This is a genomic window from Paenibacillus amylolyticus (genome assembly GCF_036894225.1).
GTDB lineage: Bacteria > Bacillota > Bacilli > Paenibacillales > Paenibacillaceae > Paenibacillus > Paenibacillus amylolyticus.
In genome coordinates this window covers 3,307,660-3,324,646 of the sequence record NZ_CP145892.1, presented here as the reverse complement: position 1 = coordinate 3,324,646, position 16,987 = coordinate 3,307,660, and the positions used below count along the sequence as shown (strand labels likewise).

The window sequence follows — 16,987 nt, the reverse complement described above, 5'->3', positions numbered from 1 at the left end:
TTTCAATATAAACAAGCACATTACGAGCCTGCAATTGTTATCCATTAGGAACAATTACAGGCTCTATTTGTGTCTGCTGTTGAGCTATTTAAGTCCTTCATATAGAGAAAATTGCGAAGTGATTTCACGGACACTACCTAATATTTGATTTTTCACATCCGAGTTCTTTGGATTTTTAAAAGCAAGCCCTATCAGCTGAGCAATTTCTTTCATTTCCCTGGCTCCAAGCCCTCTTGAAGTCATAGCCGGAGTTCCAAAACGAATACCGCTTGTAACCAAAGGACTTGCCGTATCGTGAGGAATTGCATTTTTATTCGCCGTAATCCCTACTTCATCCAGTAAAGCTTCGGCTTCTTTGCCTGTAAGGCCCATAGTTCGTAAGTCAACCAACACGATATGATTATCTGTTCCTCCCGATACAAGGGTAAGTCCTTCATTCATTAAAGTTTCTGCCAATACGTTGGAGTTATTCAGAACACCTTCAATATATGTTGTGAACTCGGTTTGCAATGCCTCGCCTAATGCCACCGCTTTCCCCGCGATAACGTGCATGAATGGCCCGCCCTGAGTCCCCGGGAATACAGCTTTGTCGATCGCCTTTGCCCAGGACTCCCGGCACAAAATGGCTCCCCCTCGTGGTCCTCGTAAGGTCTTGTGTGTGGTGGTTGAAACAAAATGGGCATGTGGTACCGGGTTAGGATGCAAACCTGCCGCAACAATTCCTGCTATATGCGCCATATCTACAAAGAAAAGAGCTCCCACTTCGGCGGCAATCTGGGCAAATAATTCAAACTCAATGGTCCGCGGGTATGCACTTCCACCTGCAACAATCATGCTTGGACGATACTTATAAGCAAGTTTACGTACTTCGTCAAAGTCAATGCGGCCCGTCTGTGCATCGACACCATATGGAACAAAATTGTAAAACCTACCTGAAAAATTAACAGTACTTCCGTGTGTTAGATGACCACCCTGGGATAGATTCATGCCAAGGATTGTGTCCCCAATCTCAACCGAGGCAAAATATACTGCCATGTTGGCCTGAGAACCGGAGTGAGGCTGCACATTCGCATGTTCAGCGCCAAAAAGTGCTTTAAGGCGGCTATTTGCTATCTCTTCGACTGTATCGACATGCTCACACCCGCCATAATATCTTCTGCCCGGATACCCCTCCGCATATTTATTGGTCAATACCGAACCTGTTGCTTCCATCACAGCTTGACTTACAAAATTCTCTGATGCAATCAGTTCTATCTTATCCCGCTGCCTTCCAAGCTCTTGCTGGACAGCCATTCCTATTACTTTATCTTGCTTCTCCAAATGTTTCATGAACATCTTCCTCTCCATATTACGGTTATTTATTCGTTCCAAGTTGTTTTTTGGGAAATTTACTATTCATCAGTAGATGTGCCATCATTCCTGCAAACAGTCCCCAAAATGCACCACCCACACCAAGCAAAGTCACATTCGCTGCTGTCGCCAAAAACGTAATCAATGCAGTTTCACGTCCCTTAGGGTCCGTTAATGCATTGGCAAGACTGCCACCGATCGTTCCAAGTAAGGCTAATCCCGCTAATGTTGCAATAAAGGTAGCAGGAAGAATCAAAAACAGAGCAGCCAATGTTACGCCAAAAATGCCGACAAAAATATAAAAAACACCACAAACAATACCTGCAATATAACGTTTGGTTGAATCCTCATGTGCATCCTTTCCTGTACAAATCGCTGCTGTAATAGCTGCCACATTAAAAGCATGTGATCCGAATGGGGCTGCAAGAAGCGAACCCAAACCTGTTACAGCTAAAATAGGATTGGCACTTGTCTTGAATCCATCATTACGCAAAACAAGCATTCCGGGCATATACTGCCCCGTCAAGGTAATAATGAACAGCGGTAAGGCAACGCCAAGTAAGGCGTTTAACGAAAACGCTGGAACAACAAATACAGGCGATGCTACAGCCAATTGGATTGTACTGAAGTCTGTTTTCCCCATGCATATCAAATAAATCAAACCGATTGCCAATATGCCAACAATGGCGTAACGGGAAGTAAACCTTCTTAGCACGATATAGCCTGCAAACAGTACAATCACAAGCAAAGGATCTACCTTCGCCCCTCCAAAGGCCGAAATACCAAACTGTAGTAAAATACCGGCTAACAATCCGGAAGCGATGCCTGGGGGAATAAGTCGAACGAAACGTTCAAACATGCCTGACAAACCTAAAATAATAAATCCGACTGCTGAAATCATGTAAGCGCCAATAGCTTCTGGATAAGGGGTTACCGCTAATGCTGAAACGAGAAACGCCACACCCGGTGTAGACCAGGCTGTAATAATCGGTTCCTTATATCGATAACTGAGCCAAATTCCCGTTACGCCTACCCCAATCGAGATGGACCAAATCCAGGAAGCGGTCATTTCCGGGCTTAAACCAGCCACTTTTGCAGCTTGAAAAACAAGGATAAACGTACCCCCGTAATTAACAATTACGGATATTAAAGCGGCGATCACCGGAGATATCAAATCACGGCCGCGTAACGAAGGGGATGCTGTCTTCATATTTAACACTACCTCTCACTTAATCATCGATGCGTGTGTTTTCATTCCAGTAATACTCGTCCGGTAAATAGCGTTGACCAAATACACTTGTCCCTACACGTATCATTGTAGCTCCTTCTTCAATGGCGACTTGGAAGTCACCAGACATACCCATCGATAAAATATCCATTTCTACGCGTGGAATATTTTTCTCTTTAATCTGTGTACGGATCTGGTTTAACAATCGAAAACAATGTCGTGTTTCTTCGTTTGTCGCATTCAGTTTTCCAATGGTCATTAGACCTTTCACGTTTAATGTCTCGAATTGAGACAACTGTTCTACAAGCTCAACGGCTGTTTCTGGAGAGGCACCAAATTTACTTTCTTCGTAGGACGTATTAATTTGCACAAGAATGTCTAAGGTCTTATTCTCTTTGAGAAGCTGGTTATGTAACGCTTGACCCAGTTTTAGACGATCTACGGAATGGATGAGAGTAACATATTTAACTACGTCCTTTACTTTATTTGTTTGCAGATGTCCGATAAAATGCCATTCCACCTGCTTGCTTTGTTCCATGAGTGGGAATTTGTCTCGGAGTTCTTGAGCTTTGTTTTCTCCAAATAGGACCTCACCTGCTTGAATAGCTATTTGTAATTTCTCTAGCGGTACCGTTTTGGTCGCGAGCAACAACTTGATGTCCTCTATGTTGCGACCTGAAGCCTGGCAGGCCAATGCCATTTGCTGTCTTACAGCTTGAAGATTTTCTTCTACTAGATGTTTCATGTCAGCCACCTTCTTTCTATTCCGAACAGGATTGAATCAATGAGATTAGCTCCTCCTTATGTATTGTGAAGACTGTGTGGAACGTCATGCTAGTATAGCAACGCATGGATTGGATATACATATCCAAAAATGCTATTTTGGAACAGTCCAAAACGACAAAGTAGACATTAATTCAATTGGGGTTCCTTTAATATGCTTTTAAAAGTCAATAATCTGATTGATGTGATGCCCCCACGCTTCTTCCAAAATGAAAAAAGCCGCTAAATTAGCGGCTTGGTTTAGTTCTATGTTCATGTCCAAGAAGATACATGTTTTATGATGATTTACTCATTCACATTTTCCTTCGTTACCAGCTTCAATTCAGCGGGAATCGATGACTCCACCTGCTTGCCACTGAGCACATCCAGAGCTGCTTGCAACGCCAGTTGGCCAATCAGTATAGGCTGCTGAGCGACTGTTGCCGTCAATTTCCCATCCTGAATGGATTTGATTGCATCATCATTACCATCAAATCCGATGACCGGAATGTCTTTACCTGAGCTTTGAATCGCTTCAATTGCACCAAGTGCCATCTCGTCATTATGGGCAAATACCGCTTGTACGTCTGGATTACCTTGTAGCAAGTTCTCCATGACATTTAATCCTTTGGAGCGATCGAAATCAGCAGATTGTTTGGAAACCACATCAAGTTGCTTGTCAGCCACTTCATGGAAACCTTTACCCCGTTCTCTTGTTGCGGAAGCACCAGGCACACCCTCAAGTTCAATGACTTTTGCTCCCTCACCCAATTGTTCCACAAAATAATCAGCTGCCATGCGTCCACCTTTAACGTTATCAGATGCCACTAGTGCCGCCACTTCGCCTTTATCTGCGGAGCGATCCAGCGTGATCACAGGAATGCCCACACTATTAGCGGATTGAACCGCTGTGGAGATCGCTGCAGAGTCCGCGGGGTTAATCAGAAGTGCACTAACACCTTGCTGAATGAGATCATCCACATCATTGGTTTGTTTCGCCGAATCGTTCTGCGCATCCACCACGATGACCTGTATTCCCTGTTTTTTGGCTTCAGCCATTACCCCGTCCTTCAGTGATACAAAGAATGGATTGTTTAGTGTAGATATCGACAAACCTATTTTCTTCTGTCCGTTACTTTTGTTTGGGTTAGGTTTCGCCCATTCCGGTGGCTCCAGAGAGCACCCGGCCAGAACGATGATCATCAGCATACTTATGAGTGTTACAGTCCACTTTTTCATATTCGCTTCTCTCCTTATGCTGTTTTCTTGCGGTCCAGCAGGACAGCAATGGCAATGACGATACCTTTTACAACCATTTGATAAAATGAGTTTACTTCAAGCAAGTTCAATCCATTATTCAACACGCCGATAATCAGAACACCGATCAGTGTACCAACGATGCGTCCGCGTCCTCCAGCAAGACTTGTACCACCCAATACAACTGCTGCGATTGCATCCAGCTCGTAGGATGTACCTGCCGTTGGTTGCGCTGAATTCAAACGCGATGTCAGAATTGCACCTGCCAGAGCAGCGAGCATACCTGTCAGGGAGTAGATCATAATTTTCACGCGATTAACTTTGATACCCGAGATAATGGAAGCTTTCTCATTACCGCCGATGGCGTACGTTTTACGACCAAAAGCCGTTTTATGCAAAACAATCCACAGAATCATGAAGGTAATCAGCATCGTGATTGCAGGTACCGGAATGCCCAGCAGGTAACCGCGGCCAAACAGTTGGAACAACAGGTTATCCCCGAGTCCTGTAATTGGATTACCATTGGTGTACACCAATGTCAGTCCTCTGAATATCGTCATGGTTGCCAATGTAGCGATAAACGGAGCCATTTTACCTTTGGTAATCATTAGTCCGTTCACCATACCCATGACACCACCAAGTGCTACACCAATAATGATGGACAAGATCGGATCGAGACCAGACAACATCATATTTGCCACAAAAGCACTGGATAAAGCCAGGATCGAGCCGACCGACAAATCGATTCCACCCGTCAGGATAACAAACGTCATACCGAAAGCAATCAGCGCATTAATCGAGACTTGACGCAATAAATTTAAGATATTAAGCGGTTCCAAGAAACTTGGATTCAACACCGATACGATGAGAATAAGAATGATTAAACCGAGCAGCGGTCCTAATTTTTGTATCACACTTGAGAAACGGAAGCCGCTTTTAGCCGTTTTGTTTTCCTGCATTGTTGTCATATCACTGTCCCCCTGTGGCCAATGTCATAATGTGTTCTTGTGTTGCTACTTCCCTTGCAACCTCGCCACTGATGTGTCCTTCATGCACAACTGCGATTCGGTCGCTCATGCCAAGCACTTCAGGTAGCTCCGACGATACCATGATGATTGCAACACCGCGGTCTGTCAGTTCATTCATCAATTCATAGATTTCGCGCTTCGCTCCAACATCCACTCCGCGGGTAGGTTCATCCAGGATAAGTACGCTTGGACCGATACCAACCCATTTCGCGATAACCACCTTTTGCTGGTTACCCCCGGATAGATTCCTTGCTGCCGTTTCGGAGGATTGTGTTTTGATCTGTAGACGTTTGATCAATGTATCTACGAAGTCTTGTTCTTTCGAAGCTGAAATGAAACCTTTGTTTGAGAAACTGAACAGATTCGTCAACGCCATATTTTCTCGAATAGAAAAGTCTAACACCAGCCCCTCATCTTTGCGGTCTTCTGTAATAAACCCGATTCCATGTTTCACTGCATCTGCCGGTTTACGAATGTTCGCTTTTTTGCCGCGGATGAAGATTTCACCGCTATCCAACGTATCCAAACCAAAGATGGTTCTCATGATCTCTGTTCGTCCAGAACCCATGAGTCCTGAGAAACCGAGTATTTCCCCCGCTCTCACGGTGAAGTTAATATTCTCGAATAGACCTTTGCTACTTGCATTCCTTACTTCGAGGACAACTTCACCATAAGAAGGATTCCGGACAGGATAACGCTCGGTAAGTTCACGACCTACCATTTTCCGCACCACTTCATCAAAGCTTGTCTGCGGAATAGCTTGTGTGTCTACCGTTCTTCCGTCACGCATGATGGTAATCCGGTCACAGATCGTGAATATCTCCTCCATTCGGTGAGAAATATAGACGATGGATACGCCTTCCTTCTTCAGCGAGCTGATTACACCAAACAGCTTCTGGATCTCACGCTCCGTAAGTGCTGCTGTTGGCTCATCCATAATGATGACTTTGGCATCTGTCATTAGCGCTTTGGCAATCTCGATCATCTGTTGTTGCCCGACAGAGCACTCTCCCACAGGACGTTCCAGTGGTATGTCTACGGAAAGCTTGGCGAACTGTTCTTTGGCAAGCGCTTTCATTTGTCTTGTGTTGAGCAATCCGAATGATGATGTCATTTCCTTACCAATAAAGAGGTTATCCAGCACCGTCATTTCAGGCCATACATTCAGTTCCTGATGTATGAATGTGATACCCAGTTTCTCGGCTTCCTTCGGACTTGCAAAATAGTTTTCTTCTCCGTCTATGCTGATGGTTCCCTGATCACGCTGATGAAGACCAATCAGGATATTCATCAGTGTGGATTTGCCGGCTCCATTCTCCCCCATCAGGGCATGAACTTCACCATCTTTTAGTTCAAAATCCACTCCGCTCAGCACCTGATTCGTTCCAAACGCTTTATGAATGTCTTGCATCTGAATGTGCATTACGCAACCTCCTTTTAACCGAAATGGACTCCCGATTGTAAAATGCAATTGGCATAGGGTGTGGCTTCACCTGTGCGGATAACAGCTTTCACCTGCCGTGTTAATGCTTTGAATTGTTCGTGGCTGACGGAAGCATCGATTGCTTCTACCCCGAATTTCTCTGTGATGAATTGCATGGCTACCGGATTGCCTTCGCAAATCTCTTCAGCCACAATGACTTTCTCAATGACCATATCTTCAGCGATCGCTTCCACCACTTCGCGAAAACTTGGTGTTCCCAGTTTGAGGGCCAGATCAATTTTGAGTACCCCGTCCGGTACCGGCAGACCTGCATCCGCAATCGCAATCATGTCCGTATGGCCCAGATCAGACAAAATCTTGGAAATGTGACTATTCAACATGCCATTTCTTTTCATTACAAGCTCTCCTCTACTTCATCACGCGTCGGCATGCCGCCCTGCGCTCCGAACTTGGTGACGGACAACGATGCAGCCCGATTGGCGAAGCGTATACTCTCTTGCAACGCTTTTCCTTCAGCCAAAGCAACTGCAAATGCGGCGTTGAACGTATCCCCTGCCCCCGTAGTATCAACAGCCTCAACTTTATAAGTTGGGACTAGAATTTCCTCAGTGCCATCAAAGTACCGTACACCTTTACTGCCCTCCGTGATGAACAACTTGTTTGGATACTGACGTAATGCCTGTGCCGGACTCATGCCCTGAAACAAAATCTCGGCTTCATGCTCGTTCGGCGTGATATATGCGGCATTGTCGATCACTTCTTGCGGCAATGTTCTCGCCGGAGCGGGATTAAGCAGTAGCGGTGTTCCGAATTCTGCACACAATGCACTCACATGCACAACCGTTTCCTCCGGAATTTCCTGCTGAATTAATACGATATCTGCATCGCGGATCACTTCAGCTGCTTCATCGACATATGCAGGAGTGACTTCCCGATTCGCTGCTTCAACCACTACGATACTATTATCACCTTCTGACAGAATGATATGAGCCGTTCCACTTTCTAAATGTGTAACCGGTTTCACATTTTGCGTATTTACAGCATTTGCTCTAAAGTTCTCTAAAATATCTTTGCCAAAAGCATCGTCGCCTACCCGGCCGATCATCGCAACATCGGCACCCAATCGTGCAGCAGCAACAGCCTGATTGGCTCCCTTACCTCCAGGGACCGTTTTGAAGCTATCGCCAAGAACGGTTTCACCCGCCCCCGGCCGTCTTGACGAAGTAACAACCAGATCCATTGAACTGCTTCCAATTACACATATTTTAGCCATCTGATCTCACCTTTCTCGTAGTGCCCCGTTCGATGAAACTCACGGGCAACTGTATGTTTTTATTCTCTATTGCAGCTTGTTCCACAAGCTGGATAAGTAATCCCGCCGCTTCTCTTCCCATCTCGTATGCTGGCTGACGGATGGTGGACAATGCCGGCGATAACAGGCTGCTCATCGGAATATCATCGAAACCAATCACTTGTACGTCATCAGGAACCTTTCTTCCGATTCGTGATGCCTCATGCAGTACTGCCATGGCTGCGATGTCATTGCTGGCAATGACCCCGTCTGTGTCCGCATACTTCCTGAATAATTCTTCAGCCCATACACTTGCCTCATTAAATGAAAATGAGGTCGTCTGGATTACCCGGTAGTCTAACTCAGCATCACGGATGATTTCAATCGCCCCTTCAAAACGATCCTGAGCGGGTCTGATCTGTGACGGTCCCTGCATAACTGTGATCCGGCGACTGCCGCGTTTGATAATCTCCCTTGCAGCTAGTCTTCCACCTTCCCTACCGTCCGCATACACGGATGGACGATCCAGTGAAGTTCTGTCCAGAAACACAACGGGAATCTTCAGTTTTTCATATATCGAAGAATGAGGGTAGTTCGTTGAAGAGATCACACCAACCACGTTGTTCTGGATAAACGTCTGGATGTAATCCTGCTCCTTCCGTTCATCCTCATCACTATTTCCAAATATCAGTCTGTAATCCTGCTCCTGCATCCGGTCCTCTACGCCGCGGGCTAACTGCGGGAAATAAGGGTTCGTAATATCCGGCAACAACAGGCCAATCAGTTTGGACTTGCGTTTATATAATGAGCGGGCCACTTCATTTGGTGAAAAGTTAAGCGCCTTCACAGCATTTTCCACTTTCTTGCGTGTGTCCGCATGAACATAACCTCTATCATTAATGACTCTGGATACGGTGGCAACAGATACGCCAGCCAGTTGAGCTACGTCTTTAATTGTTGTCATAAGTTGCTCTCCTCTATGTGTAACCGGTTACAGACATTAAATTATCATATTATTTTTAATTTGACAAGCGTTTTCATTCTGGAAATTTCTCCAAGTATACATAAAGTGCACTAGAATTCATCTATATCATGGTTTCTTCCTGCCAGGAGATTGATACTTCATAGATGTAAAGAGCCATCACTCGATTAAAACGGAGAGTGATGGCAACAGATCAACATAAGAATCAGCAATCTCCTGAACTTAATTAGCCTTTAATTAACAAATTAGATAGTACCATTTTCGAATAAATCAATTCATAGCGTTTATTTTATAACTCCCCATAAACTTCATCTGTAACAGGTTCCAACCATTCCGGTGTACCTGCAGTGATCGCAATGTGTTCAAACCAACTATCTTTAGCGGCCCCATGCCAGTGTTTCACACCATCATGAGTCACAATAACATCGCCGGCTTTGAGGAATTGAGCAGGTTTTCCTTCTTCCTGATACCAACCTTCCCCACCAGTCACTAACAACAGCTGAAATCCACCGCGATGGATATGCCAGTTATTTCTGCATCCCGGTTCAAACGTAACATTCCCAACACCCACATTCACTTTGGGATCAGCAACCAAGGATTGGAGATAACTTTGCCCTATGAAATATTGGGAAAATGCTTCGTTTTTTTCTCCTACCGGGAATATCACTCCATCTTTAACTTCTTCATGTTTAGCCATTTCATTTCCTCCAATGTGATCTTATTGATTAATCCGTCCTGCTCCTATGTTGACCTAAATATGATTACACACATACGTGCGATATCGCACATTCGTGTATAATATAAAGTAATTGCACTGCCTCTGCAAGGATCAAATGAACTCGATCTGTGCCTTATGGCGCAAGAAGACAACATTTGTGCAATTACTCTTTGGAAAGAATGGTGATTACTATCGTTTCTATCACAGATCGAAGAATACTTAAGTCTCAGGAAGCGATCAAATCCGCTTTTATCAAACTCATGAACGAGAAACCTTTTGATACCATTACGATGCAAGATATCTCTGATAATGCAAATGTCGGCCGCAGAACGATATACCATCACTATTCGGACAAATTTGACTTGCTGGATAAATTAATTGAAGAACATATCGATGAACTAAGAAGATTGTGCAAGGAAGCATCCGATCTGGATTTTATAGAAAGCAATGTACTTTGGTTCGACTATTTTGAAGTTCACTATTCATTTTTCTCGGCTATGTTACTGAGTAAAGGAGCCCCTTTTTTCCGCAATCGCTTCCTTGCTCTCGTCATTGAAGAACTGGAGGATGAGGTGAATGTAACGGAGGGGAAAAATAAAGGACTAACAAAAGAAGTGATTCTCACGTTCTTTGGTACAGCAATCGTGGGTATCGTGGAATCCTATTTCACCAATGGATTACCCCGGCAACCTCATATTGTCGCAGAACAAGTTGGGATTTTATTAGAAAGGAATCTATAACATAGACTCCTCATGAACCGTTCCTTCTTTATAATCTTACCAGCCGAGGAGCAGTTTATTAATTATCATTACAAACATTAGCGATATGTGATATGGTCAGTGAGGATATTAATAGATTCATACATACATATGTACATGAAATGTGAGGAGAAGATCGAAAGTGATAGAGAGAAATACCCTTGAGAAACCGAGTAAATTTAGTGATCCCATTTTTGTCATGCTCGTGGCAAGCCTGTGTTGCTTGTTATGGGGAAGTGCGTACCCATCCATCAAACTTGGATATATCGCGTTTAACATTCTGCCGGAAGATATTGCTTCCAAGTATGTATTTGCCGGATACCGGTTTACACTGGCGGGCTTGCTGCTCTTGCTCCTGTCTCGTATCGTTAGAAAAGACAAGCTCCAATTGTCCAAGCCGCAGTGGACTAGCCTCATCATGCTAGGTATATTGCAAACGGGTTTGCAATATATGTTTTTCTACGTCGGCGTAGCCAATACGACGGGTGTCAAAGGCTCCATTATGAACGCAACTACAACCTTTTTTAGTGTTGTTCTAGCCCATTTCATCTATAAAAACGACAAATTAAGCAGAAATAAGATCGTTGGTTGCTTGCTCGGATTCGTTGGTGTAATCATCGTAAACTTCCATACGGATCTGCTTGCTTTTTCCTTTTCATTCACAGGCGAAGGGTTCGTTATTATAGCAGCACTTGTTTTTTCTGTTACGGCCCTTTACGCAAAACGTCTCACCGCCACCATCGATGTTCTGATCATAACAGGTGTCAGCTTATTCGTCGGGGGACTGGTACTTACGCTGTTAGGTCTATCACTCGGCGGTCGTGTCACCCATTTCACCTTGGAATCCACCAGTAACTTAATCTACCTGGCTTTGCTGTCATCTGTCGCATTTTGTCTATGGAATATGCTTCTCAAGTACAACAAGGTCGGAAGAGTGTCTGTCTATAACTTCCTAATCCCTGTATTTGGAGCTTTATTATCAGCGTTATTCCTGGGGGAAACGATTCTAGAACTGAAAAATCTGGTCGCATTACTGTTCGTGTCAGTCGGCATTTATTTAGTCAATCGTGTACGTTCTGTGCAGAGCTCTAATAACACTCCAATGAAATAGACTACGCGTCCACTTCCATGGATAACAAAAAAAGCCGCTAATCAGCGGCTTTTTTTGTAAGTTCATACGAATACGTTCAGTTCTCGCTATGTTATACCTTAATATATATTCGTAAAGTCAATTAAGTCTTCTTCTTCCAAATAATTAAAAACTATAGTGTGCTTACCCAGCTCATATTCCATCTCATAACCACCCACAACTTCATTATAATATTCCGAGGTGGGTTTTCCCATCCATCGTTTCACATTCCATGGTGAGAGATACTGCTTTTCATTGTAAAGCTGGATAACCGCAATACGTGATTTCTTGCTAAGCTCGTGCATGTATGAATCAAACCCGATGCCGAATTTAGAATAATAATAGTACGCTCCCCATTCCCCGTTTGAACGAGAATTGGGTTTCCCCAATTTTTTTTGCATTGCTTGAAGCGTCATACCAATCTTGATGTCCGTCCGGCCTGGCAACACACCCTTTAAAGCGGCTTCCTTCAGGCTTTTCAGGTAAGCGCGATCGCCAACACCCGAGTTCGGCCAATCTCTTGAAAGAAGGTTACGCGTATCTTCCAACCGCATTTCCAATTTATTCACATTCAACTTAAATGTATCGAATTCATAGACAAAATGAATATTGTTGTAATTTTTAAATTGTACTCGAGCACCTGAAAGAGTACGTATCCCACCATCCCTGATGGCGTAGAACGAGTCTCCCATTTTTTTCCCATTGTTCTCTACATACGTTACACGACGCAGTTCACCGGAACGAACTATATACGTTTTGACTTCATTCATATTTGAAGTTCCCCAATCGGTGATCATCAGCATGTCTGGTGTACTGGCCTCTTTGCTCTTCACAACAAAGTTCCAGGTTTGAGGCAAAATAATCGTACTCAGATCCAGTTTTGCTGCCTGAACAGTTCCGTATGCTGCACCTTTTTTCAGCAAGGCTGCACGATACGTTCCTGAATAACTCTTGTCGCCTTTTTTATTGTTGGTCCAACCATTTTCTTCGGTCAGCGTTCTCTTCTGTTCATCATAAGCGAAAATATAAACGGTGTAAGCCGTTTGTTTGGCATCACGAAGCGTAAATGAAAGCCGGCTCATACTTTCGAGCTGTTTGGCGGAGATTTGCTCTCCTTTGGCAGCGGCATTGGGTGGTAGCAGAAGCAATGCACTCAGAACATAGCCGATTAAAGTTAGTAGGGCCAGAGAAGCCCATTTTGATTGGTGCTTAGGGTGTATCATTGTTGACTCTCCTTTGAGTAAAAAATAAAAATCTAGTAGCTCTTTTCTAATTATGAATCGTTCACAATCTCAACATTCAAACAGGTACTTGCTAGCGTGTAATCTTGATCAAACTATGTAATTAATTTAGGTTCATGTTCAATAAGCATATCCTCCTACTAGTACTATTTTCCTAAGAATGATAACATACCCTTTCTAATAAAGAAATAACAATCTAATTAATAGATTTCGATCCATATAACATAAAAAAGCCGCTATTTAGCGGCTCTTCGAGTAACTTCGAATACGATATGATTTATAGACAGGAGTAAACCACATTACGTAGGCGTCGTTGAACGTATGGCTCCTGACTGTTCAGCAGGTGCTGTGCATACATAACTGTAAGCTCTGAATCCGGATCAATAATAGCCATACAACCAGCAGCGCCGCTCCATCCAAATTCGCCAATTGGACTCAGTGAGCCGCTTGCTGCTTTGGAGATATGTGTGCGAACACCCAGTCCATAGCCGTATCCATACATATGATCCCAGGAATAATCAGCACGAGTCATCTCGTTCAGGTGGTCCGTTCGCATCAGTTCCACTGAAGCTTGTGACAGAATGCGCACGCCTTCGGGACTCGTACCATGCCCAGTAAGCGCGTTCAGTAAACGTGCATAATCGCTAACGGTTGATAGTAACCCTGCACCGCCGCTTTCCAGCTCCGTACCCACACGGAATCCATTGCCGTCCAAACGTACAGCCTTTTCAAGCTCATCATTGTAAGCATACTGTGGAATCAGACGTGTCTGCTGCTCATCGTTCAGATTAAACGCTGTATCGTTCATGCCAAGGGGTCCTGTGATTTCGTCCCGCAGATACGTACCAAAGCGTTTGCCACTTACCACTTCCACCAAGGCTCCTAACACATCATGGCACATGCTGTAATTCCAGTGTGTCCCTGGTTCAAACAGCAACGGTTCTTTCGCAAGCGCTCTCGCGAAGTCACGTGTTGGCAATGTTCCATCGGTGCTTTTTACAGCTTCTTGAATGCTTGGACAACCAACGTCATACGAGAACCCGGCAGTCATGGTGAACAAATCACGTACTGTAATGGCTCTTGTCGCCTTTTCCAGTCGGATCTCCCCGTTCGGCATCGTTTTCTTAACCGTCATCTCAGCGTACTCTGGCAGATAATCAGATAAGGGATCGCTTAACAGCATTGCCCCTTTCTCCACCAGTTGCAGCCCTGCCACGCAAGTCATAATTTTGGTCATGGAGTATAGATTGAAGATCGCTCCATCACCGATAGGTGTTTTCTCTTCCAGATTGGCGTATCCATTACGATAATGGAAAACGGTATCATTTCGATGCATCACCAGCACCTCTGCCCACGGTACACGCCAGGATGTAATGCGGTCAATAAATGAAGCAAGCGGTTTAAAGTCCATTTTTTCCCGTCCTTCTATGTAAAATCGTTTATCATTTTGCGATGTGGTACATGTTCCCTCCCACAATCGACATATTATTAATATACGACCTTTTACAACGATTGACTACCATCTATATTGCTTCAATGATCGTAACAGGAACAGCTGGTTAACTGAGATTCTCTTCCTGTAATACAACAAGCCAGACAGATGATCTGTCTGGCTTGTTGTAATTTCATAAGTTCGTCTACAATGAGCACGATATTGAATAAGTTGGATTACAGTCCTTTCTTGCCATAGTCAGTCAAGAATTCTACGGTTTGAGGATCATAATGTGAGAAAAAGGAGCTTGTTCCTGTATCCAGTGCTGCTACCTTTTCCATATCCTCCAAGGTCAATTCAAAATCAAATACATTGAAGTTCTCTTCCATTCTATTTTTGTTGACCGTTTTCGGAATAACAACCACTCCTCTTTGAATCAAGAAACGCAGAGCGACTTGGGCCGTCGATTTGTTGTATTTTTGACCTACTTCATGCAACGTCGCATTCGTGAATAAGTCATTTTTGCCTTCCGCGAATGGTCCCCAGGATTCAATCTGCGTATTATATTTTTTCATGATCTCATGTGCCTCTGTCTGCTGATTGAACACATGGGTTTCAACTTGATTAATTGCCGGTACGACTTCGCTGAACTGAACAAGATCGATATATCGGTCCGGATAGAAATTGCTTACTCCGATAGCTTTGATTTTCCCCGCTTTATATAACTCTTCCATAGCTCGATATGTTCCATAATAGTCATTAAACGGTTGATGGATCAGGACCAGGTCCAGATATTCCAGTTGGAGTTTCCGCAGAGATTCCTCTATGGATGCTTTGGCTTTTTCATACCCTGCATTTGAAATCCATACCTTGGTCGTGATGAAAAATTCATCTCGAGGTACTCCGCTTTTTTGAATAGCGCGGCCCACGGCTTCTTCGTTACGGTAGGCTTGTGCTGTATCAATAGAACGATACCCAACGCTGATTGCATCAAGCACACATTTCTCGCATTCTTCCTGATCAGCAATCTGGTACACACCATATCCCAAAATAGGCATCTGAACTCCGTTATTCAACGTAACATATTCCATCGAGTGACACTCCTTGTTAGTTATAATTTTTTGAGATTTACAGTCTAATAACCTTAAACTATACTTAGGGTATCACCTTCGAGTAACTCGAAGTCAATCTTTTTCTATCATTTTTCATTCCATACTTGAAGACATAAGGAGTTTCGTCATGTATAACGTCAAAGAAGTCGCCAAACTGCTCGACCTTTCCGAACATACGGTTCGTTTCTATACAGATAAAGGGCTCGTTCCAAATCTGCAACGCGACAAAAACAATAACCGTCTTTTTGACGAAGAATCCGTAAACTGGCTTACGGGTGTAAAATATCTAAAACAGTGCGGTATGTCTGTGGAACAAATTAAAGCTTATGTGGATCTCTGCCTTGAGGGGAACTCAACCATACAAAAGCGCTATGAGATCATTTTACGGCAGAAGGAAGCCGCGTTTGCTCAGTTGGAAGAAGCCCAACAACGAGTCCAATATATGATCAATAAAGCAGACCATTATCAGGATATTATTAACTTAATCATCCCAGATGATACCAATCCGGGACATTGGAACAAAATGAAAGCCTGACTGTTACGCAAAATTCAAAGATCGCCAAAAAAGCCGCTAATTTAGCGGCTTGGTGAGAAATATTCTATGAATTTTTGAACATCTGATAGTACGTTACTAATGGCAACTAATGCTGTTGCGCGTCTTCTCCTGCCACCGAGACACAGGTCAATAACTCTTCTGCTGGAGTACGAGGACGAGGCTTGGGAATCTTATCCTGATCAAAGTACCCCAGATGAAGTGTGCCAACAATTCTCTCCCCTGCTTTTACACCTGTCTTGGCGTAGAAATCAGGGTCAAAATTATATTCATTTGTCTTCCACACTACGCCGATATCCTGCTCCCATGCCAGGAGTTGAATATTTTGAATAAGGGCAGCACTAGCCCCCACAGCATCTTCCCATACCCGTTGTCTCGGATCAGCCTCAATCACAACCAGCAGATGGGCTTGGATAGATTCGCAATAGTCCTTTTGCAACTTCTCTGTCCAGCGCTCCCGCTCATCTTTGGAAAACGTATGTAGCACCGCATCAGCAAATTGCTTCCGACCTTCTTCTACAAATAATATGAAGCGCCATGGCTCTTTACGGGAATGAACAGGTGCCCACACGGCCGCTTCCAGCAAGTGCATGATCGTTTCTTTCGCCAGCGGTTTGCCATTGAACTGACGAATGGTTCTTCGTTCACGAATGAGCTTCTCTACGACGGACGTTTCCATATGCATTAATCCTCCTGTCTAGT

Annotated in this window: 17 protein-coding genes; 3 read left to right on the top strand and 14 right to left on the bottom strand. The window is 44.0% G+C overall.

What is annotated here, in order from left to right; genetic code table 11:
- Positions 1-84: 84 nt before the first annotated feature.
- The 10 genes from glyA to V6668_RS14870 form a co-directional block, all read right to left on the bottom strand.
- Positions 85-1,329, bottom strand: a complete 1,245-nt coding sequence (glyA, locus tag V6668_RS14915) for a serine hydroxymethyltransferase (protein WP_338708815.1) — start codon at positions 1,327-1,329, stop codon at positions 85-87.
- A gap of 25 nt (positions 1,330-1,354) precedes the next feature.
- Positions 1,355-2,560, bottom strand: a complete 1,206-nt coding sequence (locus tag V6668_RS14910) for a benzoate/H(+) symporter BenE family transporter (protein WP_315371799.1) — start codon at positions 2,558-2,560, stop codon at positions 1,355-1,357.
- Between the two features lie 19 nt (positions 2,561-2,579).
- Positions 2,580-3,323 carry a YggS family pyridoxal phosphate-dependent enzyme gene (locus tag V6668_RS14905; RefSeq protein WP_076212076.1) on the bottom strand — a complete coding sequence of 248 codons (744 nt, stop codon included), beginning with the start codon at positions 3,321-3,323 and terminating at the stop codon, positions 2,580-2,582.
- Between the two features lie 323 nt (positions 3,324-3,646).
- Positions 3,647-4,579 (bottom strand): ribose ABC transporter substrate-binding protein RbsB, encoded by a 933-nt coding sequence (rbsB, locus tag V6668_RS14900; RefSeq protein ID WP_338708814.1) that lies wholly within the window; start codon positions 4,577-4,579, stop codon positions 3,647-3,649.
- A 14-nt stretch (positions 4,580-4,593) separates the two neighbouring features.
- Entirely contained in the window at positions 4,594-5,556 is a 963-nt protein-coding gene (locus V6668_RS14895; protein ID WP_397387004.1) for an ABC transporter permease subunit, read from the bottom strand.
- Between the two features lie 10 nt (positions 5,557-5,566).
- Positions 5,567-7,048, bottom strand: coding sequence for a sugar ABC transporter ATP-binding protein (locus V6668_RS14890; protein WP_338708813.1), 1,482 nt, complete (start codon positions 7,046-7,048; stop codon positions 5,567-5,569).
- Positions 7,049-7,062: 14 nt separating this feature from the next.
- The gene (rbsD, locus tag V6668_RS14885; RefSeq protein ID WP_017688515.1) at positions 7,063-7,464 is read right to left on the bottom strand and encodes a D-ribose pyranase; all 402 of its coding nucleotides are present in this window, start codon (positions 7,462-7,464) and stop codon (positions 7,063-7,065) included.
- The gene (rbsK, locus tag V6668_RS14880) at positions 7,464-8,342 is read right to left on the bottom strand and encodes a ribokinase (protein WP_338708812.1); all 879 of its coding nucleotides are present in this window, start codon (positions 8,340-8,342) and stop codon (positions 7,464-7,466) included. Before rbsK ends, rbsD begins: the two co-directional genes overlap by 1 nt.
- Positions 8,335-9,324, bottom strand: coding sequence for a LacI family DNA-binding transcriptional regulator (locus tag V6668_RS14875; RefSeq protein WP_338708811.1), 990 nt, complete (start codon positions 9,322-9,324; stop codon positions 8,335-8,337). The genes rbsK and V6668_RS14875 overlap by 8 nt, the downstream gene beginning before the upstream one ends.
- A 307-nt stretch (positions 9,325-9,631) precedes the next feature.
- Complete coding sequence (locus V6668_RS14870; protein ID WP_076253026.1) at positions 9,632-10,039, bottom strand: cupin domain-containing protein; 408 nt, start codon at positions 10,037-10,039, stop codon at positions 9,632-9,634.
- Positions 10,040-10,320: 281 nt separating this feature from the next.
- On the opposite strand from V6668_RS14870, the gene V6668_RS14865 reads away from it, so the two are divergent.
- Both V6668_RS14865 and V6668_RS14860 read left to right on the top strand, forming a co-directional pair.
- Complete coding sequence (locus tag V6668_RS14865; protein WP_422395262.1) at positions 10,321-10,800, top strand: TetR/AcrR family transcriptional regulator; 480 nt, start codon at positions 10,321-10,323, stop codon at positions 10,798-10,800.
- 160 nt (positions 10,801-10,960) lie between these two features.
- Positions 10,961-11,929 carry a DMT family transporter gene (locus V6668_RS14860; protein ID WP_338708809.1) on the top strand — a complete coding sequence of 323 codons (969 nt, stop codon included), beginning with the start codon at positions 10,961-10,963 and terminating at the stop codon, positions 11,927-11,929.
- A 98-nt stretch (positions 11,930-12,027) separates the two neighbouring features.
- Here the strand turns inward: V6668_RS14860 and V6668_RS14855 are convergent, their stop codons facing one another.
- The 3 genes from V6668_RS14855 to V6668_RS14845 all read right to left on the bottom strand — a co-directional run bounded on the left by V6668_RS14855 (position 12,028) and on the right by V6668_RS14845 (position 15,711).
- Entirely contained in the window at positions 12,028-13,170 is a 1,143-nt protein-coding gene (locus V6668_RS14855; RefSeq protein WP_338708808.1) for a DUF4309 domain-containing protein, read from the bottom strand.
- A gap of 295 nt (positions 13,171-13,465) precedes the next feature.
- Positions 13,466-14,599: a serine hydrolase domain-containing protein gene (locus tag V6668_RS14850; RefSeq protein ID WP_338708807.1), complete on the bottom strand. Its 1,134-nt coding sequence runs from the start codon at positions 14,597-14,599 to the stop codon at positions 13,466-13,468.
- A 257-nt stretch (positions 14,600-14,856) separates the two neighbouring features.
- Positions 14,857-15,711 carry an aldo/keto reductase gene (locus tag V6668_RS14845; protein ID WP_036615995.1) on the bottom strand — a complete coding sequence of 285 codons (855 nt, stop codon included), beginning with the start codon at positions 15,709-15,711 and terminating at the stop codon, positions 14,857-14,859.
- 148 nt (positions 15,712-15,859) lie between these two features.
- Between V6668_RS14845 and V6668_RS14840 the strand changes: the two genes are divergently transcribed.
- A complete protein-coding gene (locus V6668_RS14840) occupies positions 15,860-16,267 on the top strand; it encodes a MerR family transcriptional regulator (protein WP_036615998.1) in 408 nt (135 codons plus the stop codon).
- A gap of 106 nt (positions 16,268-16,373) precedes the next feature.
- Here V6668_RS14840 and V6668_RS14835 read toward each other — a convergent pair whose 3' ends face one another.
- The gene (locus V6668_RS14835) at positions 16,374-16,964 is read right to left on the bottom strand and encodes a nitroreductase (protein WP_338708806.1); all 591 of its coding nucleotides are present in this window, start codon (positions 16,962-16,964) and stop codon (positions 16,374-16,376) included.
- Positions 16,965-16,987 lie beyond the last annotated feature (23 nt).

Bases quoted from the DNA above. Each gene is read 5' to 3' on its own strand.
- V6668_RS14845 (WP_036615995.1), bottom strand. From the start codon at position 15,711: ATGGAATATGTTACGTTGAATAACGGAGTTCAGATGCCTATTTTGGGA.
- V6668_RS14855 (WP_338708808.1), bottom strand. From the start codon at position 13,170: ATGATACACCCTAAGCACCAATCAAAATGGGCTTCTCTGGCCCTACTA.
- V6668_RS14870 (WP_076253026.1), bottom strand. From the start codon at position 10,039: ATGGCTAAACATGAAGAAGTTAAAGATGGAGTGATATTCCCGGTAGGA.
- V6668_RS14840 (WP_036615998.1), top strand. From the start codon at position 15,860: ATGTATAACGTCAAAGAAGTCGCCAAACTGCTCGACCTTTCCGAACAT.
- rbsD (WP_017688515.1), bottom strand. From the start codon at position 7,464: ATGAAAAGAAATGGCATGTTGAATAGTCACATTTCCAAGATTTTGTCT.
- V6668_RS14835 (WP_338708806.1), bottom strand. From the start codon at position 16,964: ATGGAAACGTCCGTCGTAGAGAAGCTCATTCGTGAACGAAGAACCATT.
- rbsB (WP_338708814.1), bottom strand. From the start codon at position 4,579: ATGAAAAAGTGGACTGTAACACTCATAAGTATGCTGATGATCATCGTT.
- V6668_RS14850 (WP_338708807.1), bottom strand. From the start codon at position 14,599: ATGGACTTTAAACCGCTTGCTTCATTTATTGACCGCATTACATCCTGG.
- V6668_RS14910 (WP_315371799.1), bottom strand. From the start codon at position 2,560: ATGAAGACAGCATCCCCTTCGTTACGCGGCCGTGATTTGATATCTCCG.
- V6668_RS14875 (WP_338708811.1), bottom strand. From the start codon at position 9,324: ATGACAACAATTAAAGACGTAGCTCAACTGGCTGGCGTATCTGTTGCC.
- glyA (WP_338708815.1), bottom strand. From the start codon at position 1,329: ATGAAACATTTGGAGAAGCAAGATAAAGTAATAGGAATGGCTGTCCAG.
- V6668_RS14895 (WP_397387004.1), bottom strand. From the start codon at position 5,556: ATGCAGGAAAACAAAACGGCTAAAAGCGGCTTCCGTTTCTCAAGTGTG.
- V6668_RS14865 (WP_422395262.1), top strand. From the start codon at position 10,321: ATGAACGAGAAACCTTTTGATACCATTACGATGCAAGATATCTCTGAT.
- V6668_RS14890 (WP_338708813.1), bottom strand. From the start codon at position 7,048: ATGCACATTCAGATGCAAGACATTCATAAAGCGTTTGGAACGAATCAG.
- V6668_RS14905 (WP_076212076.1), bottom strand. From the start codon at position 3,323: ATGAAACATCTAGTAGAAGAAAATCTTCAAGCTGTAAGACAGCAAATG.
- rbsK (WP_338708812.1), bottom strand. From the start codon at position 8,342: ATGGCTAAAATATGTGTAATTGGAAGCAGTTCAATGGATCTGGTTGTT.